The following is a 26,520-nucleotide window of genomic DNA, read 5'->3' as shown; positions in this document are numbered from 1 at the left end:
GCGGCACCTCACACAAAATGATAGTTACTCGTGCAATACGCCTTCCAACCCCGGCGGATCGATCGTCATCATATTTTCCTCCACAATGCTGTCGGGCACGAAAATGAATTTTTTGTCGTAGATCTGACTGCCGATAAAGTAGCTGACCCAAAACTCGTTGTTCAGATGAAAAACGTCTGGCATGATCGGCTCTACAACGACATGCTCACCCGCGGGGATTTCCGGAAAGAAATGCCTTAATGTTGAAGTGCGTTGTTCGGTACTTGTCCCCGATTCGCTGTTGCTGTACCCTTTTGAAGTCACAAAGACGCTGGTGATCGCCTCGTCGTTACGGTTGATCACGATCACGTTCCACTCTTCGGCATTCAACTCGTTGACATTCCGTACGATCGCCACCTGTATTCCCTTGACGGGATGAAAAATAATATCTTTCTTCATGAATCTGCTTGCAATTCCATACTGAACAAATGTGCCAGATGGTTTCTTAATTTATTTGAAACTTCCTCTAAATCCACCTCGTGTCCCAGTTCGGCCGCCAGTGAAGTCACAGCTTTGTCATCGATACCACATGGAATGATATTTCCGAAATAGGAGAGATCCGTGTTCACATTCAATGCAAAACCGTGCATCGTGACCCATCTGCTGGCCTTGACGCCCAGTGCACAGATCTTCCTGGGATTTTTCTGTTCATCAAAATCGAGCCATACGCCTGTGAGGCCTGTAATGCGGCCGGTTTCCAGCCCGTAGTCGGCCAGGGTAAGGATAATGGCTTCTTCGAGCGTCCGCATGTAAATGTGGATATCCGTGAAGAAGTTGTCGAGATCGAGGATCGGGTATCCCACCAGCTGGCCGGGACCATGATAAGTAATGTCGCCTCCGCGATTGATTTTGTAATATTTGGCTTGTTTTGCGGCCAGATCGTCCTCATCCAGCAGCAAATGATCGGCTTTCCCGCTCTTCCCGAGCGTATATACATGTGGGTGCTGGCAGAAAAGCAGGAAATTGGGCGTCAGCTGCTGATTTTCTACCTCTAGTCCCCGGTTCTGTGTTTTAACCGAAATCGTTTCCGCAAAAATTTTTTCCTGGTAATCCCAGGCCTCCTGGTAGTCGATCAATCCCAGGTTGCGGAAAAGTACTTTTTTATTGATCAGGGCATTCATGGAAGCATTGTCAAAATTTTTTCAGGATAAACCGTGACTTTCTGAAAAGTCCTGCGTCTAATGCATAGTCCGATATATCTTCAATCTTAACACAAATGTATCGGGTAATTGTTCGGAAAGCTTGTTATACGAACAAACTCATGTTATTAGAGCGAATAATTTATGGCCCAACACAACGAAACAGGCCGCTGGGGGGAAAGTAAAGCAGCATCCTTCCTGACTGAAAAAGGATTTCAGATCATGGCAAAAAACTACCGCAACTTCCATTCGGAGATCGACTTGATCGTGGAGAAGGACCAAATGTTGATTTTTGTGGAGGTAAAAACGCGAACGGGAACCGCATTCGGGATGCCCGAAGAATTTGTAAATGCATCCAAAGCTAAACTGGTCATGCGGGCGGCAGAGAACTATATTTTCGACGTCGATTGGCAATTCGATGTCCGTTTCGACATCGTTTCCATCCTCGTCCTCCCTGACGGCTCCACCGAAATCCGTCATATCGAAGACGCATTCAGCCGTTAGCTTCGCTCAACGGCATAAGTAGAAACCAAATCACAGCAGATTTTGAAGATATTCTTTAAGTGTTTCAAAATCTGGGTATCATGAGAGAAGATTGGATACTGAACCGACGGGAGATGATCAGGAGTTCTGCTTTGCTGCTGGCATCGGCGACATTACCCCGATTGGCTCCCAAATTTCAGCTGGGCGCCTGTGATTGGTCAGTAGGCCGAACCCTCAATCCGGAGGCATTTGACCGGGCGAAACAGATCGGATTGCAGGGCATTCAGGTGAGCTACAATACCGGAAAGAACGAAAAAGGCCTTGCTGTACCGGAAACCTTGCAGAGCATCCGGGATGCATCTGCGCGGACGGGCGTAAAAGTATCGAGTCTGGCGATCGGCGAGCTGAACCGGGTGCCCTACAAATCACAACCGAAAACCGAAGAATGGGTCTGGAACAGCGTGGATGCGGCAGGGGCCCTTGGGGTGAAAGTAATTTTGCTGGCTTTTTTCTCCGAAGGTGACCTTCGCAATGATGACGCCGGAAAAAAAGCGGTGATAGGACGTTTAAAAAAAGTAGCGCCTCATGCCGAAAAACAGGGCATTACATTGGGCATCGAATCCTGGCTCAGTGCTCAGGAGCATCTCGACATTATCCAGGCCGTAGGCTCGCCAGCCGTGAAGGTGTATTACGATTTTAGGAACTCAACCGACGCCGGCCATGACATTTTCAAAGAAATCCCGATGCTGGGGAAGGATATGATCTGCGAGATCCATATGAAGGAAAACGGACAGCGGTTAGGCGAAGGACCGTTGGATTGGCCGCGTGTCGCGAAAGCAGTGAAGGATATTGGTTATGAGGGCTGGATGCAGATCGAGGGTGCCACACCGCAAGGTGCCGACATTGTCGAATGCTATCAGCATAACCGCAGGTATCTCGAAGGGCTGTTTTCATTTAAATAACCATACTCATTAGGCCGTAACCGGCCCGTTGATCTGCATTCCACTTATGCATCATTCCATTAATGTATTGTCTTTCAGTCGTACTGCCTATCTGGCTGGCACGCTGATCCTTGGCGCGTTCGCATTCCTGGCCGTTCCTTCTTCAACAGAACAGCCCCGGAAATCTTCCATCACACCCGCGATCGCAGAAGACTCCTCGCGCTTGTATGTGCCCGATGACCTGGAAGCAACACTGTGGGCCGAGGCGCCGATGTTTTACAACCCTACCAACATGGATATCGATGCCAAAGGCCGGGTTTGGATCACTGAGGCTGTCAATTACCGCGACTTCAATACCAAGCCGGGCGAACGCCTCAGTCACAAACAAAAAGGTGACCGGGTGATGATTCTGGAAGACAAGGATGGCGATGGCAAGGCCGAATCTTCCAAAGTGTATGTCGAAGATTCACTCCTGACAGCGCCCCTGGGCATCGCCGTAATAGGAAATAAAACGATCGTCTCCTGCGCACCTAACCTGCTCGTGTACACGGACGCGGATGGAGACGACAAGCCCGAGAAGCGCGAAGTATTCCTGACCGGTTTCGGTGGTTTCGATCACGATCATTCCCTGCATTCAATGATCGTTGGCCCGGATGGCCGTTATTATTTCAACACCGGTAATGCAGGGCCGCATCGGGTCACCGATAAGAGTGGCTGGACATTACGTAGCGGTAGTCTCTACACCGGTGGCACACCCTACAATAAGAAGAATGAAGGAAACCAGAAATCGGACGATGGTCGTATTTGGGTAGGCGGGCTTGCACTGCGCATTAACCCGGACGGGACCGGTCTGAAAGTCCTCGGACATAATTTTCGGAATAGCTACGAGGTCTGTCTGGACAGCTACGGCAATATGTGGCAGAATGATAATGATGACCAGGTAATTACCTGCCGGGTTTCCTTTTTGCAGGAAAACGGCAATGCCGGTTATTTTTCGGCAGACGGTACGCGTTACTGGCAGGCCGATCGCCGCCCGGGGCAGGATATGTTTACAACGCATTGGCATCAAGAAGACCCGGGCGTAATGCCTGCGGGGGATAACTCCGGTGCCGGCTCACCAACAGGGATTGTGTTTTATGAAGGGGATGAACTGGGGAAGAACTATCGTGGCACGTTGCTGAGCTGTGAGGCCGGGAGAAATGTAGTCTTTGCTTACCAACCTCAAAAAAAGGGTGCGGGCTTTGCATTGCAACGCCGCGACCTCATCAGCTCGTTTCCAAATGTTTCGGAGCGTTACGAATGGTACGAAACAGACCAGGATTACCGCAAATGGTTCCGGCCGTCCGATGTGGCAGTGGGCCCCGACGGAGCCATTTACATCGCCGACTGGTATGATCCTGTCGTGGGCGGGCATGCGATGAAGGACAAAAAGGGGTATGGTCGCATTTATCGCATTACTCCGAAAGGCAAAAAACTCACTACACCCCAACTGGATTTCAAAACCGCCGCAGGACTTATCAATGCATTGAAAAACCCTGCGATCAATGTCCGTGCACTGGCTTTTGAGGGATTGAAGGCAAAGGGCAATGAAGCGGTGCCCAACGTAAAAGCACTGATTGCCTCGGAAAACCCTTATCACCGGGCCCGTGCGATTTGGTTATTGGCGCAAATGGGTGAAAAAGGCAAAGCAGAAGTCGTTCAAATGCTTTTATCACCCGATGCCTTACACCGGCTTACTGCATTCCGCGCATTGAAATCCATTGGAAACGAGGGACCCTATCTGGAAAGAATGTCCAAAGATCCCGATGCGGCCGTTCGCCGGGAGGTGGGTATTGCATTGCGCGATGTGCCTTATGATCAGTCATTTGCAAGTACATCCAATTTGATCAAAGCCTATGATGGCAAAGATCCCTGGATGTTGGAAGCGATTGGGACAGCTGCCGATGGTAAGGAGGACAAAGTCTACATGTACGTACGCGAGGCATTTAAAGCGGATCCACCGAACTGGACACCGCAGCGGGCGAATCTGGCGTGGCGCCTGCATCCGTCTTTCGCTGTGGAAGAGCTGAAAGCCCGTGCGGGATCAGCCAAAGTGTCCGCGCCCGAGCGCCGGAAGGCATTGACGGCCATTGGTTTTATCAAAGACAAAAAAGCCGTGGAAGCGATGATCGCATTGTCCAAATCGCCGTTGCCGGACGTGGCGTCCCAGGCCTCCTACTGGATCAATTTCCGCAAAGGCAACGATTGGGCCGACCTTATGGACTGGGATCAGGCCACGGCGCAGGTCATGACACCCGCCTACAAGCACATGCTCGATCTGAAAAAGACGGTAGCCGATAAAAACCAACCCATCGCGCACCGCATTGAAACCGCCCAAAAAATGGCCGTGGACAAAGACGGGGGCAATATCCTGGTGGATATGCGCGTGCAAGGGCAGCTTCCCGATACGATAGCCCGTTCTGTCAGTGACATTATATTTAAAAATCCCGATCAGAATGTCCGCGTTGTCGCCAGCCAGTTCTTCCCCAGAAATGGAAAGGTTTTGAAAACGGATTTTATCTCAAGAATGAATGCTGATCCGGTTCACGGTGAGAAGATTTTCTCAACAACTTGCGCCGCGTGCCACAAGCATGGCAAGACAGGTGCCGAAATCGGGCCGGATCTGACAACTATTCACAAAAAGTTTGATAAAGCAGGTTTGCTGGATGCGATCGTCAATCCCTCGGCCAGTATGGTTTTCGGTTATGAAAGCTACACTATCGTTACCCAAAAGGGCGAAACCTACTTCGGTTTTCTCATGAGCGACGGGGCGAATGTAGTGTTGAAAGATGCGGCAGGACAACAGCACACCATCAAGGCGAATCAAATTAAGTCCCGCGAAAAAATGCCATCCTCGCTCATGCCTGAACCGACAGCGCTGGGCCTCAACGAGCAGGATCTGGCTGATTTGACGGGGTACCTGTTGAATTTTAAGTGAAATCTATTGCGTAAGCGTGCAAGCTGTTAATGTCCTCCAGAGCGCGATCGAAGGATAGTTGCACGATGCAAATGCAACACAAAATAAGCCATTCAGTGCCGGGCGGCCCAACTATTACCACAACCCGACGGATTTCCAATCGTCAGTCGGCCCTGCCGCGCATTATCAGTCGGTTTTCCAGGTCGTGAAAATCCTATAACTGGATAATAAAAATAATTAATATAACTTTGCCAGATTCCTATTTCTCTGATCCCTAACAAACCAAGCTGTAATGGTGGATAACGACAAAGCCGACCACCTTCTCCTGGCATTGCAAAATGGCGATGCGGATGCTTTTACGGCCATTTACAAGTCATATTGGTACGAAATGTTCCTCGTTGCCTATCGTAAGCTTCACAACAAGGAAGCAGCGGAAGAGATCGTACAGGACATCTTCCTGAGGCTCTGGCGGGAAAGGGAAACGTTACGCATTCAGAATCTGAACTACTACCTCTTCTCGGCGGTACGATACGAGGTTATCGATCATATCCGCGCCAAAGGCCCGACGATCGAATATCTCGATTGCTATGAATCCTCTCATGTCCAGGATTTAAATACTGAAAATCAATTGGCGCTCGACGAATTGTTGCGCGTTCTGGATGAAAGCCTCCATGTTTTGCCCGAGAAAACGCAAGAGATTTTTCGCCTTCACAAATTAGAATACTGGCCTGTCGCACGCATTGCGAAACACTTCGGCCTGTCGGAAAAAGCGGTGGAATACCATCTGACAAAGTCGGTCCGGCTGGTCAGGCAGCATCTCAAAGAGGTAATGGTGCTGCTGTTGGCACAGTTTGCGGCTTCGGGCCTGTTCTGACGCCCTCCACTTTCCATTCTGGCATTATTCAAAGAAGTTTTCAGCCCCTCCGCAGACTTTGATGGGATTATTCAAATATTTTTTAAAATCTATTTAGGGGTTTAAGGTGTTTTTCCGGCTTACCATGAGAAGACCCTGGTCTGTTTTACCTGATTTTGAAACCACGCATCAATGAACCATAACGAATGGCAGGCTCTGCTCTTGAAATACCGGGAAGGGAAATGCACCAAAGAAGAAATTTTGAAGATCCATTTGTGGTACGAAGGCATGAATGCCGACGTGCTCGCAGCTCTTGGCGACCAGGAACGGGCGGAAATGGAGGACCGGATGCTTCGTAACCTAAGGCCTGAAACGGCTGGGATCGAATACGCGGAGCCTTTCACACACCGGAAATGGTGGCAGAGGGTGACGGTGCATGTCGCCGCCGCCGCGGTGGTGCTGATGGCGGTCGGTTACTGGACGTTGCTGGGAAAAAAGGGTATTCAGCCCGATGTAAGGCAGGAAAAAATGTTTGTACAAGCTCCCCAGGGGCAGCTAATGACCGAAGCGAATCAAACCGGATTGCCTAAAAAAGTTACGCTGAGCGATCAAAGTATTGTAATCCTGGAACCGGGTAGTACCATCATTTATCCGGCGGCATTCAAAGGCGATAAACGCACGGTACAGCTCATAGGCGACGCTTTTTTTGAGATTACCCGCAACCCCGACCAGCCTTTCCTCGTGTACAGTGGCAAAATTATCACCCGCGTGCTGGGAACCAGTTTCAGGATCAAAACCAACAATAAGGATAAAGCCCTGGAAGTGGAAGTAGTAACCGGAAAAGTGTCTGTGTTTGAAAACCGGGAGGCATTCAGCGAAAGTGATTCTCTTGAAAGTCTGGACAATGGTGTCGTGCTGACGCCTAATCAGCGGGTTACCTATTTTGCGGAGAGCAGACACCTGATGACGGGCCTGGTACCCGAGCCGGTGAAGGCGATTACAACAGCAGATGAAACGAGTCTGATTTTTAACGACGAAAAACTGGAAAAGATAGCTGCCAGCCTGGAAGAGGCCTACGGCATTGAGATCGTATTCGCGAACGATCAGGTGGCGCATTGCACGTTTACCGGCGACCTGGCTGAAATGCCGCTGTACGACAAGCTCGCCCTGGTTTGTAAATCCAACGGAGCTAATTACGAAGTGAAAGGAACACGTATTCTCATCAATGGTCACGGCTGTGACTGAGTTTTTTAAACCTAAACCCTGAGCTATGACACTATAAACCTACCCGACCGATCTAAAAACAAAGAAACCGATAGTGTACCACCACTACCGGCTTCGGTAAAATGCCCGCTCACGAGATCCTGGACAGACGGTGAGCAGACAGGTGTCCTGTTTTTCACAAATAGAACCTTCAAAAATATGCAAAAAAACATACAGTTAAAATGGTGTGCATCACTATGCATGGTCATGAAAATAACATTTGCCCAAATCCTTTTTGCAGTGATTTTCACGACGCTCACCTACGCTGCGAGCGAAGGGAGGGCGCAGGAAGTCATGGAGAGAATGGTGACGATCCATGCACAGAATGCAGAGCTGCGAAATGTCCTGCGTGACATCGAGGAGCAGGCTGACGTGAAGTTCGCGTACAGCCAGAGAAATATCCGGGCCGAGCGGACTGTGGATGTCCATATCAACCGGCAAAAATTGTCGACAGCATTGAATACACTGCTCGATCCCCTGCACATCGCCTATGAGCTTACTTCAGGCCGGATTCTCTTGACCGCCGAAACGGGCGCCATTCCCGAAACGCAACAGCCCGAGCCATCCGCGCCTGAAAATGTGGCTGTCGCTGCGGCGATCAGGGGGAAAGTGGTAGACGAAAACAATGCGGGCCTCCCCGGCGTGAGCGTGATCATTAAAGGAACGCAGAAAGGCACGACAACGGATCAGGAGGGTACATTTGCGATCGATGTGGAGCAGAGCGGCGCGGTACTGGTTTTCAGTTTTGTAGGTTACAAGCCGCAGGAAGTGGCGGTGGGTAGCCAGACTACCTTGTCGGTAACGATGCAACCCGACAATCAGTCGCTGGAAGAAGTAGTGGTGGTAGGCTATGGTTCCGTGAAAAAAAGTGACCTTACGGGCTCTGTATCAAGTATTAAAAGCGATGCGATCCGGGAAATGCCGGTGACGTCGGTAGATCAGGCAATTCAATCGCGTGCACCGGGTGTGCAGGTGACCCAGACGTCCGGGGCTCCGGGTGGCGGCATTTCGATCCGCGTCCGCGGCGCCAACTCGATCAATAGTGGAAGTGAGCCACTGTATGTAATCGATGGCTTTCCCATTTACCCCGATAATGGTGCATTGGGCACCAGTGCCAACCGTCAGCCCACCAATGCGATGGCGACGATCAACCCTAACGAAATCGAATCCATCGAAATACTGAAAGATGCGTCCGCGACCTCCATTTACGGATCGCGTGGGGCCAACGGGGTGATTCTGATCACGACCAAGAGAGGCAAAGAAGGCCAGAGCCGGGTGGATTATGACGGTTCCTATTCTTTCCAAACCATCGCACGGGAAGTAGATGTACTGAACGGAAGCGACTATGCCCGTTACATCAACATGCTGGAACGCAGCCAGGGAGGCAGCCCACGCTATACCGATGCGCAGATCGCGCAGATCGGGGCCGGAACCAACTGGTGGGATGTAGTTTCGCGTACAGGCAGGCTCTCCAACCATCAGCTGTCTTTCACGGGTGGAACGAAAGGGATGCGCTATGCATTTGTGGGTAATTATCTGGATAACAAGGGGATTATTAAAAATACGGATTTCAACCGCTATGGTTTCCGGATGAATCTTGACAATGACTTCCTGAAAGGCAAGGCGACGCTGAGCAATAGCTGGTCGTTCAATCGCTCAGGCAGCAGCAATGTGCCTACCGACAGGGGCGGTCCCGGCGGGATTGTGATCTCCGCATTGGGCCTCGATCCGACCGGCCCGGTGTATGACCAGAATGGACAGTATCAGTACGCAAGCTATGATCAGCGCTTCCTCACTAACCCGCTCGCTGAGGCCGTGGAGGGGTATGACCGTGATAACACCAACCGGCTTTTCGGGACTTCTGCATTAACGGTGAATATTCTGGAAGGACTGAAATTCAGAACGAGCCTGGGGCTCGATATTGTGAACGCACGCAGGACTACTTTTTACAATAACTACACTTACCTGGGCCGGCAGAATGGCCGGGAGTTGCAGAAAGCAAACCGAAGTTCCAACAACGTTCTCAATGAGAATATTTTAACTTACAACAAGGAGATCGCGAAAGGGCATTATCTGGATGTGACGCTGGGGTATACCTATCAGAAGGAGATCAACTATTTCGAATCCAATGCTACCCGCGGATTGCCTTCCGACGATGTGGATGCGGTGAATATGGAAAACGGCAGTCGTCCGCTTGTACCGGCATCCGGACGCATCGAATGGGAGCTTATGTCGATGTTGGGGCGGATTAATTACAACTTCAAGGATCGCTATCTGCTTACCGTAACGCTCCGCCGCGATGGCTCCTCCAAATTTGGCCCCAATAATAAATGGGCGACATTCCCGTCCGCTGCAGTCGGCTGGCGTATTGTGAATGAGGAATTCTTCAAGAATTCGGGACTGGTCAATGTCTTTGACGATCTCAAGATCCGCGCAAGCTATGGCCTTACCGGTAATTCGCAGATTCCCGTATACCGTTCAGTCGCTGGTTTGGAGCCTTACAATTATGTTTTCGGCGGCACACCTGCATTGGTTTCAGGCTATGGACCCAACCGTATTTCCAATTCCGATCTGAAATGGGAAAGCACCTCGATGCTCAATGTCGGGCTGGACTTTGCATTGTTCAACAACCGGCTCAATCTGACGATCGATGCATTCAAAAACAAAACGAGAGATCTGCTTCTCGACGTTTCGATCCCGCAAAGTACAGGTTTCAGCACTATTATGCTCAACTCAGGATCGCTTAGTAACAAAGGACTGGAGTTTGCTGCGAATTACAAACTGGTAAGTACCAATGCGCTCACCTGGGATGTAAGCGGTAATGTTTCGATGTTGCGTAACAAGATTCTGGATCTGGGTAAAAGTACGCCGTTCTTTTCCAACAGTACCAGCGGTCACCTGGGTGTGTTGGGCAGTTGGGTGGAAGCAGGCAATCCCATCGGTGTGTGGAGAGGCTACAATTATGTCGGATTGTTCCAGTCGGACGAGGAGGGAAAAAGTTATTCTGCGAAAGCGGGCTATCCCAAATATGAGGACGTGAACAGCGATGGGAAATATACGACTGACGATTTCCGCATTATCGGAGACCCGAATCCCAAATTCACCTGGGGCTTCAATTCAAGTGTGAAATACAAAGGGTTCGACCTGTCGATCTTTTTCAGGGGTGTGCATGGGAACAAGGTCAGGAATCTGCAGCAATCCGAAATGGGCGATGGCGTTCAGAAAATCAACCAGATCGCCAACATCCTGACCGACTCGTGGACGCCGGAGAATCCGAACGCACCCCGTCCGGTGATCGATGGCCGTCGGGATTTCATTGCTTTCCGCAGGTCTTCATTCTTCATTCAGGATGCTTCATTCGTTCGTTTACAGAACCTTTCGCTCGGGTACACGCTGCCTGTCAAGAGCGCCTACATCCGCAATGCACGTGTGTATGTGAGTGGGCAAAACCTGTTTCTGATCACTAAATACAAAGGTTTTGACCCCGAGGTAAATAATCAGGGCCAGGATAACCTCAACCGCGGCGATGACTACGACGCCTACCCGCGTGCCCGTATGTTTACGTTGGGCGTAAACCTCGGTATTTAATTTGTCATTCATAAAGTAAATCAGACTATTATGAAAAAATCATTGCTATATAAAACCAGACTGGCGTGCCTTTCCGCAATGCTGTTCACCCTTGCAGGATGCTCCGATTTAGAGGAGAAACCCGACTTTATCAATCCTGACACCTTTTACAAGTCGGCGAGCGAGCTTACACTGGGCGTCAATGCGATTTACGATGACCTGAATTCCCAATACTCAGGCTACTTCTACGATCGTTATGTATTTGAATGTCTGATCGGTTACCAGGTGGGATGGGAGAAAGGGCCGCTGCAATACAACCTGGGCAATGTGAACCCGGCCGATGAATATATCGAGGCCTACTGGGGTATTTGCTACCGCTCGATCAACCGGGCGAATGCGATCATCGAAACCGCCGACGCAATGAAAGACCCTACGAACGAAGCATTGATCAAGAGACTGAAGGGCGAAGCGCAGTTCCTGCGGGCATTCTACTATTACAGCCTGCTGAGCTACTTCGACAATGTGCCACTGACAGTCAAATCGACGCAAAACATCGCTGAACTACCGTCTAACAGCGGAGGAAAAGCAGCGGTGATCGCACAGATTTATGCTGATACCAAGGCGGCGGTGGAGGTATTGCCTGCCAATTACAGCGGCGCTGATCTGGGCCGTGCGACTAAATGGGCTGCGAAATCTATCCTGATGAAAACGCAGCTCTGGGACGAGAAGTGGGCGGATGCGAAGGCGACAGCGGAAGACATCATCAATAATAGCGGCCTGACATTATTCGAAGATTTCTCTCACAATTTTGATCTTAACCACGAAAATATGGGTGAGAGGATTTTTGAGGCGCAGGTTTCAGCAACAGCCAATCCCAGTGAATATAATGTACATTCGATGCATTTCAATCCGGAGGACTTTCCCAGTGAACTTGGCGGGTCGGGATGGAGTTGGCTGAGCGCCACCCAGGAATTCCGTGCGGCATATGATCCCAAGGATAAGCGTATAGAGGGTACTTTTATCGAGAGTTACCCGACGGGTCGTTTTGGGAAGATCAATGGAGCCTTCCCTATTGTACACTGGAGTCCGAAGGCTGATTATAACCTTTCGCGGTTCGGGGGTGTCGTCAAATCTGATGCCAATCCCAAAGACCCGGCGCAGATGATTTTTGGCAAAGCCTGGGCGGCCAAGATCGTGGAGCTGGACCGCAGCAACGCGGCAACGGAGAAAAACACCATTTACATCCGATTGTCAGACATCCTGTTGGGGCATTCCGAAGCCTGTAATGAGAGCGGGCAGGGCGACGCGTTTGCCTCGGTGAATAAGGTACGGACACGTGCAGGGCTGAGTGCACTGAAAGGATTGAACCAGTCGTCGTTGCGCGATGCAATCATTCATGAGCGTATGCAGGAGTTTGTTTTTGAGCAGGTAATGTACCCCGAACTCCGCCGGAAAAGCAAACCGGGTGGAGTGCAGGACTATCTCGGAAAGGAGATCAAACATTTCGCGGAAAAATATAATCTGGACCGCGCGCCCAAAGCTCGCGACTATGTGCTTCCGCTTCCGTTGAAGGAACTTCTGGGTAATTCCAACGTAAAGCAAAACCCGGTTTGGGAATAGCGGACATCATGCAGTACGGTGTCGCACCATTAGGGTATTTTTAAATAAATTAATCCTTTGTAACAGAGTGACAGCAGGATAAACGAAGTGTACTCCTGGCTCAAAAAGGAAAGCTGGAAACGTGCGACACCGTACATTGGCGGATGAATTTTTTTAAAAACTTCATTTATCATAAATGATATTTTGGAATTTTTTATAAACTAATGTTTAGTATAAATAAACATGTTCATACATTTGTACAATTTGGAAGTGAAAACATCATATAAGGTTCGAATCAATGCGCAGTAAATTTTTGATCGGTTTAGTTGTGGTAGCGTTGCCGGTGGTGTACTATTCCTGGTTCGGATTGCCCTGGCAAAATAAGATTGATTACAATGCCCAGGTCAAGCCGATCCTGAACAAGCATTGCATGGGCTGCCACGGTGGAGTGAAAAAGGCGGGGGATGTCAGCTTTCTGTTCGAACACGAAATGCTGGAACCCGGTAAGTCCGGTAAGATTCCGGTCGTGCGGGGCGATGCGGGTGCCAGTGAGATGATCCGTCGCATCCTGACAGACGATCCCGATGAAAAAATGCCAAAAAACGGCACGCCGCTCAATAAGGAGGAGATTGGGATTTTAAAACAATGGATCAACGAGGGCGCGGAATGGGAAACACATTGGGCATACAAAAAGATTGAAAAGCCGGATGTTCCGTCGTTAAATGGATTCAGTAATCTCTTCGGGCTATTGAATAGAGACGATAAGAAGTGGGCGAAAAATGAGATTGACCATTTCGTAGCGGTAAAGCTCAAAGAAAAGGGACTGTCGGTTTCACCCGAAGCAGACCGCGCCACCTTGTTCAGAAGGGTCAGTCTGGACATTACGGGCCTGCCGCCTACCGAAAAGGAGGTGCAGGACTTCCAAAACGACAAATCACCGGATGCCTACGAGAAAGTGGTGGATAAGCTTCTGAAATCCCCGGGCTATGGGGAGAGGTGGACCTCTATGTGGATGGATCTGGCACGATATGCTGATACCAAAGGCTACGAAAGCGACGGAGGGCGCACGATGTGGCGTTACCGCGATTATGTAGTAAAATCTTTTAATGAGGACAAGCCGTTCGACCGGTTTACGATCGAACAGCTGGCGGGTGATCTGCTTCCGGAAGGAAAAGACGGTTTTCCGAAGGAGGAGAATGTCATTGCGACTGGTTTTCATCGTAATACCATGACCAACAATGAGGGAGGGACTGATGACGAAGAGTTTCGTACTGCAGCATTGATCGACCGGGTCAACACGACCTGGGAAGTATGGCAGGGTACTACATTCGGCTGCATTCAATGCCATAGCCACCCCTACGACCCGATTCCACACGAAGATTATTATAAGTACGCGGCCTTTTTCAATAATTCGCGGGATGAAGATGTATGGGATGAGTGGCCGAAGTTGCGGTTTTACAAAGGGGAGGATTCGGCCCGGGTGGAGCGTGTGAAAGAGTGGGTCAGGAAATATAATCCGAAGGAACTGGAAGAAAAAACGCAGTTCATGCGGGTGATGGAACCGAAGATCAACGCCCACAACTTCGTGAAGGGCGATCAATCGACAGTATTACAGATTTCTTATTATGGCGTAAAGAATCAGGGCAATGCCCGCATACCGCAGGTTAATCTTTCGGGTGTTGACAATGTATTGATGAATGTGGGTACCAGGGCTGAAAATGCTGCACTGACCCTGCGCCTCGATAAGCTTGATGGTCCGGTTATTTCGACTATCAAACTACCGGTTCGGGATAGCGTGCTTATTGCCCCGATCACGAAGACGACCGGAAAACATGATGTATACCTATCACTAAACAGTCCGAAATCACCCGACGAATGGGTGCGAATCAGCTGGGTATCCTTTCAGCCGGGATTGCCGGGAGCAGGGCAGCCGGGGTATGATCGGATCGTCGCCGATTATGCAACAGCACTGACCCGCCCCACCGAAAGTATGCCGGTTGTGTGGGAAGGGAAAGGAGATTTTGCCAGGAAGACCAATGTATTCGTAAGGGGTAACTGGATGGTAAAAGGCCCGGAGGTAAAACCAGATGTACCCAAACTGCTGGCTCCATTGCCTGCAAACGCTTCCCGCAACCGGCTTGGGCTGGCACAATGGATGGTAAGCCGCGACAATGCATTGACAGGCAGAGTGATTGTGAATCGTTTTTGGGAACAACTTTTCGGGAGGGGTATAGTGGAAACTGTCGAGGATTTTGGCTCTCAAGGGGCTGAACCCTCGCATCCGGAGCTGCTCGACTGGCTGGCATCATCTTTCGTAGACGATTACCATTGGAGCGTGAAAAAACTACTGAAAACCATTGTCATGTCGGCCACCTACCGCCAGAATTCGCGTTCTGACGAAAACCGGAAAGAAAAGGATCCGTATAACGTTTGGCTCTCACGCGGGCCACGCGTACGCCTCAGCGCAGAACAGGTACGCGATCAGGCGCTCGCTTGCAGTGGATTGATTTCCAATAAAATGTATGGCCCGAGCGTCATGCCGCCTCAGCCGGACAAGATCTGGCAATCACCCTACAGTGGTGAGAGCTGGGTGGTGAGCGAGGGGGAAGACCGCTACCGAAGGGGAGTGTACACTTATTGGAAAAGAACAGCCCCTTATCCATCGATGACGACGTTCGACGCGCCAAGCCGGGAATTCTGCCAGTCGCGGCGAATCATTACCAACACGCCTCTGCAGGCATTGGTAACGCTTAACGATCCGGTTTACCTGGAAGCGGCTGAAAAACTGGCTTCAAAAATGAAAACGAGGGGCAAGACACCAGAGCAACAATTAAAAGAGGGGTATCGTCTGCTCACATTTAAGCCTATTGAACAGAAAAGCCTGAATGTACTGATGAAGATCTACCGCGAAGCATTGGCTGAATACAAAAAAAAGCCGTCGGAAGTGGACAGTATCCTCTTATATGGCAAGGAAAAATCCCCGGAGCTGGCCGCATTGACCGTCTCCGCGAACGTTCTCCTGAATCTTGACAACGTAGTTACAAAAGAATAAACACATTCATTAACCAAGGCCGGAAGGCCTTGGACCTTGGATATATGGAAAAGTTACTGAAAGAACTACAACATGCGGACCTGCACCGTCAGACACGGAGGCATTTTCTCCAGTCGGCAGGTTTCGGGCTCGGTGCGTTGGGACTAGGTGCAATGCTTGGCTCGTGCGGCTCATCGAAGGCCAGCGAGGCGACAGGTGCTTCAGATGCTATGGCAGCTGCGGGTATTCCGCAGTTTGCACCGAAAGCCAAACGCGTTATATATATTCACATGGCAGGTGCGCCTTCGCAGCTGGAACTATTTGACTATAAACCTGAACTGGAAAAATACCACGGTAAGGATTGTCCGGCGGAGTTTCTGGAAGGTAAAAAGTTTGCATTCATCCAGGGGGTGCCCAAAATGTTGGGCCCCCAGGGGAAATTCAAACAGTATGGCCAATCTGGTGCCTGGCTTTCGGACTATCTGCCCTACTTGCAGACTGTTGCTGACGAGATCACTTTCCTGAAAGCCATGCACACCGACCAGTTTAACCACGCACCTGCGCAACTGCTCCTGCATACGGGTAGCGCACGCCTGGGGCGGCCGAGTTTGGGTGCTTGGGCAGTGTACGGGTTGGGCTCGGAAAATCGTAATCTGCCGGGCTTCATAGTGCTCGCTTCCGGCGGCCGCCAGCCCGACGCGGGCAAAAGTGTGTATGGCAGTGGCTTCTTGCCTTCAGTCTACCAGGGCGTGCAATGCCGTACCGGAGGAGATCCGGTATTATACGTGACCGATCCGAACGGAATGAACCGGAATATCCGGAAGCAGACCATTGACGCCATCAACGAGATCAACCGCCAAACCTACGAGGATGTGCAGGACCCGGAGATCCTGACCCGGATCAGTCAGTACGAAATGGCATTCCGCATGCAGATGTCGGTGCCGGAGGTAATGGATGTCTCGAAGGAGCCACAATTTATTCTGGATATGTATGGGGTAAAACCGGGCGAAGGAACCTTTGGTATGAACTGTCTGCTGGCCCGTAAGCTCATCGAGAACGACGTGCGCTTCGTACAGCTGTTCGATTGGGGTTGGGACGGACATGGTACCACTGCTTCGGATAACATTGAAGGCGGTTTGAGAAATAAATGTCAGATTTCAGACAAGCCCATTGCTGCTTTGATCCAGGATCTGAAAATGCGCGGATTGCTGGAAGAAACACTCGTGGTATTCGGGGCGGAATTTGGCCGGACACCTATGCAGGAGAACCGCAATGGCGTAGTAATGCCCTACATGGGCCGCGATCATCACCTCGAAGCTTACACCATGTGGATGGCCGGGGGCGGTGTAAAGCGGGGACATAGCCATGGCGAAACCGACGAACTGGGGTACTATGGTGTGAAAGACCGCGTGCATGTGCACGATTTGCAGGCGACGATCCTGCATTTGATGGGTTTTGACCATGAAAAATTTACCTACCCGTTCCAGGGCAGGAATTTCAGGCTGACAGACACAGAAGGTAAGGTCGTAAAGCAGGTAATCGCTTAAAGCAATTTTTTAGCAGTATTTAATCCAAATCATGGCGCAGGAAACAGTAAAGGCATTCCGGATGCAGCTCAAACCCGGATTTGAAGCAGAATACAAAAAGAGACACGATGAAATATGGCCCGAACTGAGCCAACTTCTCAAAGAAGCTGGAATTGTCGAATACTACATCTTTCTCGACGAAGCAACGCTCGCTCTTTTTGCGTTTCAGAAAGTGGGAAGCAACGACACCACGGCCAGTCTGCCCGCTCTGCCTATCATGAAAAAATGGTGGGACCACATGGCCGACATCATGGAAGTAAACTCTGACAATTCGCCGGTGGCTATTTCATGTCCCGAGGTTTTCAGATTGTAATGCATTGATTTTGAATAGATCCTAATCCCTAAATATTGATTTCCGGTATGCTCATTCCTCTTCTTCAGGCGTCGCTCTGGGCGCTTTTTATCGGGCGGTTCCACCCGGTGCTGGTGCATTTACCCATTGGTTTTCTGTTGATTGCAGCCATTATTGAAATAGGCCGAAGGACAGGCAAAATTTCGGTGAGCGAATCTACGGTGGTATTTGTACTGTTCTGGTCGGCGGTGAGCGCTACTTTTGCCTGTACCGCAGGTTATCTGCTGTCATTGGGGGGAGGGTACGACGAGGATCTGCTGGGTGCGCATATGTGGAAAGGCATTGGCGTAGCCGTATTTGCCTGGGTTGCATGGCTTGTCAAATCGGATAGGCTCGCCGGGAAAATTTCTTTTGGTAAGGCAGTCTACCTGCCCGCATTCGCAGTGGCCGTGGTGCTGACCATGACCGCGGGCCATGATGGCGGCTCCCTTACCCACGGCGACGGTTACCTCACGCAATATACTCCCGAACCTTTCCGCAGTCTGGCCGGAATGGATCCTATCGAAGAAAAAGCGAAAGAAATCAAGCCTATTACCGACGTGCAGCAGGCTGTGGTTTACAAAGATATCGTACAACCGATCCTCGAAGCGCGCTGTACGCAATGCCACAATGCCAGCAAGAAAAAAGGTGACCTGCGCATGGATGAGCTCGCATTGCTGATGAAAGGTGGTGAAAACGGTCCTGCGCTGGTTCCGGGCAAAGGCGCGGAAAGCGATATGATCAAACGCTGTCTGCTCGATGAGAGCGATGACAACCATATGCCTCCTAAAGGTAAACCGCAGTTGAGCACCGAGCAGATCGCATTGCTCTCATGGTGGATCGATCAGGGGGCGCCTGCTGACAAAAAAGTATCGGAAATGACTGTGAGCGATCAGGTGAAACCTGCGCTGGCATCACTGGGTGGCGGTTCAGCGACCGGAGGATCCGGTAAAGCCAAACAGAAGGAATCCGCGATCGCGACATTGAAAGTATCTCCTGCGAAAGAAGCAGATATCCAGGCATTGCGCAAAGCGGGGTTGATCGTCAATACATTATCACAAGACCAGAACCTGCTGGAAGTGAGTGCCGTAAATGCGCCGCAGTTCAGTGATAAGGACATTGCATTGCTTTTGCCTGTCGCCGAGCAGGTAACCTGGCTGAAATTGGGCGGTACCAAAATCACTGACGGCGCATTGAAGGAAATAGCGAAGCTGAAAAACCTTACCAAACTGCACCTTGAACACACGGACATTACCGACCAGGGTATCGCGCAGATCAAAAGCCTGCCGCATTTGGAATACCTAAATATAATCGACACTAAAATCGGCGATGCAGGATTGAAAAATGTTGCAGCACTGAAAGGCTTGCGCTCGATCTACGTCTGGCAGTCGGCCGTCACAGACAGCGCCGTAGCACAAACAGCCAGGCAGAATGCAGGACTCCAAATCGTAAACGGATTCAGTGAAGCCGAAGTAGCACAATTCCTGAAAGCCGGCGACAGCACTGCCACCAAGCCGGTTGCGACAAAGAAATAGCCAAGTGTGGTCAGGAATAATTAAGTGTTGTCAGGAATAGTCATTAATTGGCTTTACCACAATACCTGAGCCAATGACAATTCCTGACAAAATATTCACTCATTCACTCATTTAAAATTAAAATGACCCGCCGGGATTTCATTAATACCGCCACAGCCGCCACCGGTGCGCTGACAGCATTAGAGAGCGTGGCCGACGCTGAGGCAGCACCGGCTCGTTTCGAAAATAAGCTTTCATTGAAAGTACTGGGAACGAATTGGGGTTTCCAGGGTACTACCGACCAGTTTTGCGCAGCCGTCAAGAAAGAAGGCTACGACGGTATCGAAATGTGGTGGCAAGGATCAAGAGACAAGCAGAAAGAACTGTTTGATGCATTGAAAAAGCATGATCTCGAAGTAGGTTTTCTCTGTGGCTCGGGCGAGCGGGATCATAAGGCACATTTGAATGCATTTAAATCCCAGATCGACGCCGCTACCACACAATGGCCCGTGAAGCCGCTTTACATCAACTGCCACAGTGGCCGCGACCATTTTACTTACGAGCAAAACAAGGCGTTTATAGATCATACCACGGAAGCGACCTCAAAAAGCGGTATCCCCATTTATCATGAAACCCACCGCGGCAGGATGCTCTTTGCCGCACATATTGCACGTAACTTCATTGAGAAAAACCCCGCGTTGCGGCTTACACTCGACATTTCGCATTGGTGCAACGTACATGAAAGCCTTTTGCAGGATCAGGAGGAAACCGTAAAACTCGCGCTCTCGCGCGTAGGGCATATACACTCGCGTATCGGGCATGAGGAAGGGCCGCAGGTGAACGACCCCCGCGCGCCTGAATGGGAGGCTGCGGTGAAAGCACATCTGGCCTGGTGGGATACAGTGGTGGAATACAAAATCAAGAGCGGTGAAACACTCACCATTCTGACTGAGTTTGGCCCGCCGAATTATCTGCCAACAGTGCCATTTACACATCAACCTCTTGCGGATCAATGGGGTATCAACGTGCATATGATGCATTTGTTAAGAAAGCGGTATTTGAAATAAAAGACAGGGTTCACGCTGGTTTTACACTTCCATTTTTCTCTAATTTGTGGAGTTAAAACAAACTGCATTATGAAGAACACACACTTCCTGCTGGCCCGGGAAGAATCCGATGTCCGAAAAACATTCTTGGGCGAGTTTATTGCCCATATCAATGGGAGCAAGGCGATGTCCCTGAAAGAATTTCACGACGAGATAGCCAACGCGATGCACTTCCCCGACTATTCCGGGAAAAACCTAGACGCGCTCGATGAGATGCTGAACGATCTGGAATGGATCGACGAGAAGAAAGTGATCATTTATATCGATCATTCGGCGGACTGGCTTTCAAAGGAAAAGGGCGACGAGAAGATTCTTACCATCATTGATATTTTTGACGCGACCGCCGAAGACTGGAAATGGCTCGATGAAGAGGAAGAAGGTGTGGCAAAAAAGGAACTACAGATCGTTTTCCAGGACTCGGACCGCATCCGTACGCTGCTCGAAGACCAGGAAATCCCATTCGATACGCTGGATTGAAAGATGTCAACCTGTGGGTCAGGTATGGTCAACATGGTCAGGTATAGTGAGGTTTTGGTGGAGATTTTGAACAAACCATTCATGACCACAAATGACTCTTAACATCGTGCCGCCACCGAACGTAGCCGATGACTGCCAGAATAAGGAACACCGCGTACAAAATGGCGGTGAGGTGCAGGTCTTTGTAAAAATACATGACCACGTAGGCAGCATCAGCGATGATCCAGATGATCCAGTTTTCGAGGTATTTTCTCGCCATCATCCATTGGCCGATCAGGCTGGCCACGGTTAGTGCGGAATCCGCGTAGGTGAGGCTTGCATTGGTAAATCTGCCGAGCAGAAAGCCCCAGGAAAGGGTTACAGCCACGAAAATCAACCCAAAGATCGGGTAAAGCCTGGCCGGCGTAAAGGTAACCTGAACGCCATCATGATTTTGTCCGCCGAATTTCCACATCCACCAGCCGTAAATGCTCGTCAGGAAATAATAGGCCTGAAGGCCCATATCCGCATACAACCGCACCTGCCAGAAGACAATCCCATAAAGCACCGCGTTGATAATGCCAAAAAACCAGCCCAGGACATTCTGCCTGGTGTTGAGATAAACACAGACAGCCCCGGTGATGAAACCCAGGATTTCGAGTGGAGTGGTCAGCAGGCCAGCGAGGGAAATGGATTGATTAAGCCAGTCGGTCATAGGAGAGAATATTCTGAAAAGGTAAAAATAAAATGATATCCGTGATTTTTGCGCACATTGATTTCAGGCTATTTTTGTAACCTGGTTCAGCGGAGCAACAAAATTCGTTGGGCCGTTGTTATCTGTTTTGCCGGTCGGGAAAATTTCCGAAACGGCTTTTTGCGTTTAAATTCACTGCGGCCGCGGCCGCACAGCATTGATAATAATTGGAAGTTAAAGACTTATTAACACTATACGGAGGCGACAGTTACCTGGACGTGCTGAGTGCACAGATCGCCTCGAAGGATGCCGAAGCGGCCCACGTGCAGATCAAGGGATTGGTAGGTAGCCTCGACGCCGTGATCGCCGCGGCGGTACAACAACGGAAAAAGGCGCCGGCACTCTATATTCTGAGTGATCGGGAGGAAGCAGCCTATTTTCAGAATGATCTTCAAAACCTGCTTGGATCTACGGAAGTCCTATTTTATCCAACTTCCTACAAAAGGCCTTACCACTACGAAGAGGTAGACAATGCCAATGTACTAATGCGGGGCGAAATCCTGAACAAGCTCAGCGCCGGTCGGTCGACGCCCATGCAGATTGTCAGTTATCCCGAGGCATTGTTTGAGAAAGTTATCAACAAACGGTCGTTGCGCGCGAACACTTTTTCCGTGAAGGTGGGGGAAAAGCTTGATCCCGCGTTCCTGACGGAGTTTCTGAACAGTTATGGCTTTGAAATTACCGACTTTGTGTTCGAGGCTGGACAGTTTTCCGTGCGCGGGGGTATTCTCGACGTATTTTCGTTCGCGAATGAGCATCCGTTCCGGATCGAGCTTTTCGGCGATGAAGTAGAGAGTATTCGTTCGTTCGACCCGGATACCCAGCTGTCTATTGAGAGTGCAAAACAAATTAATATCGTCCCTGACATCCAGCAGAAGCTGTCGCACGAAACCCGTGAATCCTTTCTCAATTTCTTTCCTGAGGAAACGATCTTATGGTTCAAGGATGCGGAACTGACACTCGAAGTGATTGAAAAGTGTTTTGAAAGGGCAGAAAAAGCGCTGGAAGAGGTAACCAGCGGGGGCGTGCAAATCGTATCGAATCCGCAGGATCTGTTTGAAACGCGCCGCGGTTTCCTGAACCAGATCAAGAAATTTAAAACTGTCGAATTTGGTAAGAAATCCTATTTCAAAACGGAAAGTAAACTACCTTATTCGTCCAAACCGCAGCCTTCCTTCAATAAAGACTTCAAAAGACTGCTCGATGATTTATCCGAAAATCAATCGAAAGGCTTCGTCAACATCATCGTAGCCGAACAACCCAAGCAGCTCGACAGGCTGGAAAGGATTTTCGAGGACCTCGACCCTTTCGTGAAGTTTCAGCCTATGCACATCTCGCTCCGGGAAGGGTTTGTGGACGAAAACCTCAAAGTAGCCTGCTACACCGATCACCAGATTTTCGCCCGTTTTCACAAATATCGGTTGAAGGAGAAATTCAGCAAGTCCAAGGCAATGACCTTGAAAGAGCTGAAATCATTGCAGGTAGGCGATTTTGTGACGCACGTCGATTACGGGATTGGCCGGTTTGCCGGAATGGAGCGGAAGGATGTGAATGGCAAGGAGCAGGAAGCGGTCCGGCTGATTTACCGGGATAATGATTTGCTGTATGTGAGTGTACATAACCTGCACAAGATTGCCAAGTACACCGGTAAAGAAGGTACACCTCCGGCTATGAGCAAGTTGGGGTCGGGTGAATGGGAGGCCAAGAAATCGAAGGTCAAAAAGCAACTGAAAGATATTGCGCATGAACTGATCGCTTTGTACGCCAAGCGCAGGCAGGCACCTGGTTTCCCGTTTTCTCAGGACAATTACCTGCAAGTGGAGCTCGAATCATCCTTTATTTATGAAGATACACCGGATCAGGCCACGGCGACGTCCAATGTCAAAGAGGATATGGAAAAGGCGCATCCGATGGACCGGCTGGTGTGTGGTGATGTAGGGTTTGGTAAAACAGAAATTGCGATCCGGGCTGCATTCAAGGCGGTATGCGACAGCAAGCAGGTGGCGGTACTCGTGCCGACTACCATTCTCGCGATGCAGCATTTTAAGACTTTCAGCGATCGTCTGGCTGATTTTCCCGCTCGTGTGGGTTATATCAACCGTTTTAAGTCGACGAAGGAGATCAAAGAGACATTAAAAGACGCGGAGGAAGGGAAGATCGATATTCTGATCGGCACCCACCGTATTCTGAATAAGGATGTGAAGTTTAAGGATCTTGGCCTGCTCGTCGTGGATGAGGAACAAAAATTTGGTGTAAAGGCGAAGGATAGGCTGAAAGAAATGCGTGTGAACGTGGATGTGCTGACCCTTACGGCGACACCGATCCCGAGGACGCTGCATTTCTCCCTGATGGGCGCCAGGGATCTTTCGGTGATTGCAACACCACCGCCGAACCGTCAGCCTGTTACGACTGAAGTACATACGTTCAGTGAAGAATTCATCCGTGACGCGATCAGCTTTGAAGTGCAACGTGGCGGGCAGGTTTTCTTCGTCCATAACCGTGTGAACGATATCGAATCTATTGCAAATATCATCTTGCGGCTCGTTCCTGAAGTACGCATCGGCGTGGCCCACGGGCAAATGGAGGGCGACAAGCTTGAAAAGGTAATGATGAACTTCATCGACGGCGATTATGATGTTCTGGTGTCGACGAATATCATCGAATCGGGAATCGATATCGCGAATGCGAATACGATCATCATCAATTCTGCACATATGTTCGGGTTGTCCGACCTGCATCAGATGCGCGGGCGTGTGGGGCGTTCAAACCGCAAGGCGTTCTGCTATCTGCTTACCCCATCTGTTTCGACATTGGCAAGCGATTCACGGAAACGTTTACAGACGTTAGAAGAGTTTTCCGACCTGGGTGACGGGTTCAAGGTGGCCATGCGCGACCTGGACATTAGGGGCGCAGGTAACTTGCTGGGTGCAGAACAGAGCGGATTCGTAAATGATCTTGGTTACGAGCTCTACCATAAAATGCTTGACGAGGCGGTGCAGGAGCTGAAAAGCAACGAATTTAAGGACCTGTTTGAAGGGGTTTTCAGTCTGCCTAAAAAGCTGGTGCCGGACACACAGATCGAGACCGATTTTGCGACGCTGATCCCGGACGATTATGTCAAAAATATTTCAGAACGGCTGTCGTTATATACCCGCCTCGATAACATCGGGACAGAAAAGGAGTTGGATGAATTTGAGAAGGAAATCGTCGATCGCTTCGGCCCTATACCGTCAGAGGTTCAGGATTTGCTAAAAACGGTGCGTTTACGCTGGGAGGCAGAGGCTTTGCAGCTTGAAAAACTGACTTTGAAAAGCAATACGATGAAAGGCTACTTCGTTACTTCGCAGAATGACGAATTCTTTCAGTCGGCGAAGTTTGGGCAGGTGATCGATTACATTAAAAAACACCCCCGACGGATTTCACTTAAAGACCAGAAAGGCAAGCTGATATTGATTTGTGAGGATGTAAAAACGATTGATCAGGCACGCCAGGTTTTGATGGAGATGACCCAATAGGAGAATGGCACCATTGACCTGATAATTGATTTTTTTAAAAAATACCGATTGATTTCATACATTTGCGGTTTCGCATACTATCAAATACCAAACACTTAAGTCACTTTAAAGCAATGATTTGCATGCAAAAGATGGGTACCCGGTCGATCGTGTTGATTCTGATTGTGTTATTGGCGGCTACTGCGTGTAGTAAAAAGAAGCCAACCAGCTTGAAACCTGGTAAAACAAGTTCTAAAACGGGCTTGGCTTACAATGGCAAAGACGGGTTTGAAGTAAAGCAATACAAGGCTTTGCCTGCCGGTCCTGACCTTGTATACATCGAAGGAGGACGTTTTACGATGGGATCACTGGAAGAGGATGTGATGACCAGAAGGGACAATCCGAAAAGAACCGTCAGCATCCAGTCTTTTTACATGGACCAGACGGAAGTGGCTAACGTCCACTATCTCGAATACCTGAATGCAGTCCAGAGAGATTCTTCCGAAGAGTTTTACAGCAAGGCACTCCCTGATACGAATGTTTGGTTTAATGAACTGTCATTCAATGACTCATATGTGACTATGTACTTGCGTCACCCCGGTTTTCGTCTCTACCCTGTTGTAGGGGTGTCATGGGTTCAGGCTAATGACTACTGCGCATGGCGTACCGCGGCTGTAAGCCAGGCCAACAACACAGCTGGTGCAGCTGCTTCGAGTGGCAAGAAGAAAAGAGGATTCTCTTTTGGCAAGAAGAAGAAAGCAGAAGGCGAGGCGGTAGCTGCTGCGGAAGCACCTGCTCCTCAGCTAAGAATCGAAAGTGGTTACGTAATGCCTCCATACCGACTGCCGACAGAAGCAGAATTCGAGTATGCAGCGATGGCGATGATCGGAACTCAGTATTCGGATGAGAACCAGGCTAACTCAAGAATTTATCCATGGGATGGTTCCACAATGCGTCAGCCTCGTGGCCGCAAGCAGGGAACGATGTTGGCAAACTTTAAACGCGGTCCTGGTGACTATGCAGGTATTGCAGGGAAATCCAATGATGGCGCGATCATCACACAGGAAATCCGTTCATACCCCGCTAACGACAACGGACTGTATGATATGGCCGGAAACGTAAGTGAATGGGTATATGACGTATACCGTCCGCTTTCCAACAGCGATGTAAATGACCTTAACTCTTTCCGTCGTGACGGATATCAGGATGAGGCTAAGAATTACGATACGAAGAACAGTAACTCAATGGTTGACGACAAACTGCGAGTTTATAAAGGTGGTTCATGGTCGGACGTCGCTTACTGGTTATCCCCAGGAACACGTCGCTACATGGATCAGGATTCTGCGACAGCAATGGTTGGTTTCCGTTGCGCAATGATCGCTACCGGAAGCCACAAAGAATAGCATTG

Annotated in this window: 18 protein-coding genes; 15 read left to right on the top strand and 3 right to left on the bottom strand. The window is 49.9% G+C overall.

Annotation, left to right across the window (positions count from 1 at the left end):
* Window positions 1–24: 24 nt before the first annotated feature.
* Both BP71_RS27210 and lipB read right to left on the bottom strand, forming a co-directional pair.
* Window positions 25–438: a hypothetical protein gene (locus BP71_RS27210; protein WP_496384721.1), complete on the bottom strand. Its 414-nt coding sequence runs from the start codon at window positions 436–438 to the stop codon at window positions 25–27.
* Window positions 435–1,160 (bottom strand): lipoyl(octanoyl) transferase LipB, encoded by a 726-nt coding sequence (gene lipB / locus BP71_RS27205; RefSeq protein WP_496384720.1) that lies wholly within the window; start codon window positions 1,158–1,160, stop codon window positions 435–437. Before lipB ends, BP71_RS27210 begins: the two co-directional genes overlap by 4 nt.
* 162 nt (window positions 1,161–1,322) lie before the next feature.
* Between lipB and BP71_RS27200 the strand changes: the two genes are divergently transcribed.
* The 13 genes from BP71_RS27200 (at window position 1,323) to BP71_RS27140 (ending at window position 20,885) form a co-directional block, all read left to right on the top strand.
* Entirely contained in the window at window positions 1,323–1,682 is a 360-nt protein-coding gene (locus BP71_RS27200) for a YraN family protein (protein WP_496384719.1), read from the top strand.
* Window positions 1,683–1,762: 80 nt separating this feature from the next.
* A complete protein-coding gene (locus BP71_RS27195) occupies window positions 1,763–2,623 on the top strand; it encodes a sugar phosphate isomerase/epimerase family protein (protein WP_496384718.1) in 861 nt (286 codons plus the stop codon).
* Window positions 2,624–2,669: 46 nt separating this feature from the next.
* The gene (locus BP71_RS27190) at window positions 2,670–5,579 is read left to right on the top strand and encodes a PVC-type heme-binding CxxCH protein (protein ID WP_496384717.1); all 2,910 of its coding nucleotides are present in this window, start codon (window positions 2,670–2,672) and stop codon (window positions 5,577–5,579) included.
* 271 nt (window positions 5,580–5,850) lie between these two features.
* Complete coding sequence (locus BP71_RS27185) at window positions 5,851–6,432, top strand: RNA polymerase sigma factor (protein WP_496384716.1); 582 nt, start codon at window positions 5,851–5,853, stop codon at window positions 6,430–6,432.
* A gap of 171 nt (window positions 6,433–6,603) precedes the next feature.
* A complete protein-coding gene (locus tag BP71_RS27180) occupies window positions 6,604–7,656 on the top strand; it encodes a FecR family protein (protein ID WP_496384715.1) in 1,053 nt (350 codons plus the stop codon).
* Window positions 7,657–7,881: 225 nt separating this feature from the next.
* Window positions 7,882–11,262 carry a TonB-dependent receptor gene (locus BP71_RS27175; RefSeq protein ID WP_496384714.1) on the top strand — a complete coding sequence of 1,127 codons (3,381 nt, stop codon included), beginning with the start codon at window positions 7,882–7,884 and terminating at the stop codon, window positions 11,260–11,262.
* A 30-nt stretch (window positions 11,263–11,292) separates the two neighbouring features.
* Entirely contained in the window at window positions 11,293–12,861 is a 1,569-nt protein-coding gene (locus BP71_RS27170) for a RagB/SusD family nutrient uptake outer membrane protein (protein WP_496384713.1), read from the top strand.
* Window positions 12,862–13,138: 277 nt separating this feature from the next.
* On the top strand, window positions 13,139–15,892 hold the full coding sequence (locus tag BP71_RS27165; protein ID WP_496384712.1) for a DUF1553 domain-containing protein: 2,754 nt from the start codon (window positions 13,139–13,141) through the stop codon (window positions 15,890–15,892).
* A 44-nt stretch (window positions 15,893–15,936) separates the two neighbouring features.
* Entirely contained in the window at window positions 15,937–17,418 is a 1,482-nt protein-coding gene (locus BP71_RS27160) for a DUF1501 domain-containing protein (protein ID WP_496384711.1), read from the top strand.
* A gap of 31 nt (window positions 17,419–17,449) precedes the next feature.
* A complete protein-coding gene (gene rhaM / locus BP71_RS27155) occupies window positions 17,450–17,770 on the top strand; it encodes an L-rhamnose mutarotase (protein WP_496384710.1) in 321 nt (106 codons plus the stop codon).
* A 47-nt stretch (window positions 17,771–17,817) separates the two neighbouring features.
* A complete protein-coding gene (locus tag BP71_RS27150) occupies window positions 17,818–19,323 on the top strand; it encodes a c-type cytochrome domain-containing protein (RefSeq protein WP_496384709.1) in 1,506 nt (501 codons plus the stop codon).
* 122 nt (window positions 19,324–19,445) lie between these two features.
* Window positions 19,446–20,369, top strand: coding sequence for a sugar phosphate isomerase/epimerase family protein (locus BP71_RS27145; protein ID WP_496384708.1), 924 nt, complete (start codon window positions 19,446–19,448; stop codon window positions 20,367–20,369).
* 69 nt (window positions 20,370–20,438) lie between these two features.
* Window positions 20,439–20,885, top strand: coding sequence for a barstar family protein (locus BP71_RS27140; RefSeq protein WP_496384707.1), 447 nt, complete (start codon window positions 20,439–20,441; stop codon window positions 20,883–20,885).
* A gap of 79 nt (window positions 20,886–20,964) precedes the next feature.
* On the opposite strand, the gene pnuC is transcribed toward BP71_RS27140, so the two are convergent.
* Window positions 20,965–21,579, bottom strand: a complete 615-nt coding sequence (gene pnuC / locus BP71_RS27135; protein ID WP_496384706.1) for a nicotinamide riboside transporter PnuC — start codon at window positions 21,577–21,579, stop codon at window positions 20,965–20,967.
* 206 nt (window positions 21,580–21,785) lie between these two features.
* On the opposite strand from pnuC, the gene mfd reads away from it, so the two are divergent.
* Window positions 21,786–25,133, top strand: a complete 3,348-nt coding sequence (gene mfd, locus BP71_RS27130; protein WP_496384705.1) for a transcription-repair coupling factor — start codon at window positions 21,786–21,788, stop codon at window positions 25,131–25,133.
* Window positions 25,134–25,255: 122 nt separating this feature from the next.
* Window positions 25,256–26,515 (top strand): SUMF1/EgtB/PvdO family nonheme iron enzyme, encoded by a 1,260-nt coding sequence (locus BP71_RS27125; protein WP_496384704.1) that lies wholly within the window; start codon window positions 25,256–25,258, stop codon window positions 26,513–26,515.
* Window positions 26,516–26,520 lie beyond the last annotated feature (5 nt).

Source organism: Dyadobacter ginsengisoli DSM 21015, from assembly GCF_059568735.1.
Note: the sequence above shows the minus strand (reverse complement) of the source record. Positions and strands in the feature narration are given on the sequence as shown.

What these genes read in the sequence shown, in the direction of transcription:
- BP71_RS27210 (WP_496384721.1), bottom strand. Translation starts at nt 438, where the DNA reads ATGAAGAAAGATATTATTTTTCATCCCGTCAAGGGAATACAGGTGGCG.
- lipB (WP_496384720.1), bottom strand. Translation starts at nt 1,160, where the DNA reads ATGAATGCCCTGATCAATAAAAAAGTACTTTTCCGCAACCTGGGATTG.
- BP71_RS27200 (WP_496384719.1), top strand. Translation starts at nt 1,323, where the DNA reads ATGGCCCAACACAACGAAACAGGCCGCTGGGGGGAAAGTAAAGCAGCA.
- BP71_RS27195 (WP_496384718.1), top strand. Translation starts at nt 1,763, where the DNA reads ATGAGAGAAGATTGGATACTGAACCGACGGGAGATGATCAGGAGTTCT.
- BP71_RS27190 (WP_496384717.1), top strand. Translation starts at nt 2,670, where the DNA reads ATGCATCATTCCATTAATGTATTGTCTTTCAGTCGTACTGCCTATCTG.
- BP71_RS27185 (WP_496384716.1), top strand. Translation starts at nt 5,851, where the DNA reads ATGGTGGATAACGACAAAGCCGACCACCTTCTCCTGGCATTGCAAAAT.
- BP71_RS27180 (WP_496384715.1), top strand. Translation starts at nt 6,604, where the DNA reads ATGAACCATAACGAATGGCAGGCTCTGCTCTTGAAATACCGGGAAGGG.
- BP71_RS27175 (WP_496384714.1), top strand. Translation starts at nt 7,882, where the DNA reads ATGAAAATAACATTTGCCCAAATCCTTTTTGCAGTGATTTTCACGACG.
- BP71_RS27170 (WP_496384713.1), top strand. Translation starts at nt 11,293, where the DNA reads ATGAAAAAATCATTGCTATATAAAACCAGACTGGCGTGCCTTTCCGCA.
- BP71_RS27165 (WP_496384712.1), top strand. Translation starts at nt 13,139, where the DNA reads ATGCGCAGTAAATTTTTGATCGGTTTAGTTGTGGTAGCGTTGCCGGTG.
- BP71_RS27160 (WP_496384711.1), top strand. Translation starts at nt 15,937, where the DNA reads ATGGAAAAGTTACTGAAAGAACTACAACATGCGGACCTGCACCGTCAG.
- rhaM (WP_496384710.1), top strand. Translation starts at nt 17,450, where the DNA reads ATGGCGCAGGAAACAGTAAAGGCATTCCGGATGCAGCTCAAACCCGGA.
- BP71_RS27150 (WP_496384709.1), top strand. Translation starts at nt 17,818, where the DNA reads ATGCTCATTCCTCTTCTTCAGGCGTCGCTCTGGGCGCTTTTTATCGGG.
- BP71_RS27145 (WP_496384708.1), top strand. Translation starts at nt 19,446, where the DNA reads ATGACCCGCCGGGATTTCATTAATACCGCCACAGCCGCCACCGGTGCG.
- BP71_RS27140 (WP_496384707.1), top strand. Translation starts at nt 20,439, where the DNA reads ATGAAGAACACACACTTCCTGCTGGCCCGGGAAGAATCCGATGTCCGA.
- pnuC (WP_496384706.1), bottom strand. Translation starts at nt 21,579, where the DNA reads ATGACCGACTGGCTTAATCAATCCATTTCCCTCGCTGGCCTGCTGACC.
- BP71_RS27125 (WP_496384704.1), top strand. Translation starts at nt 25,256, where the DNA reads ATGCAAAAGATGGGTACCCGGTCGATCGTGTTGATTCTGATTGTGTTA.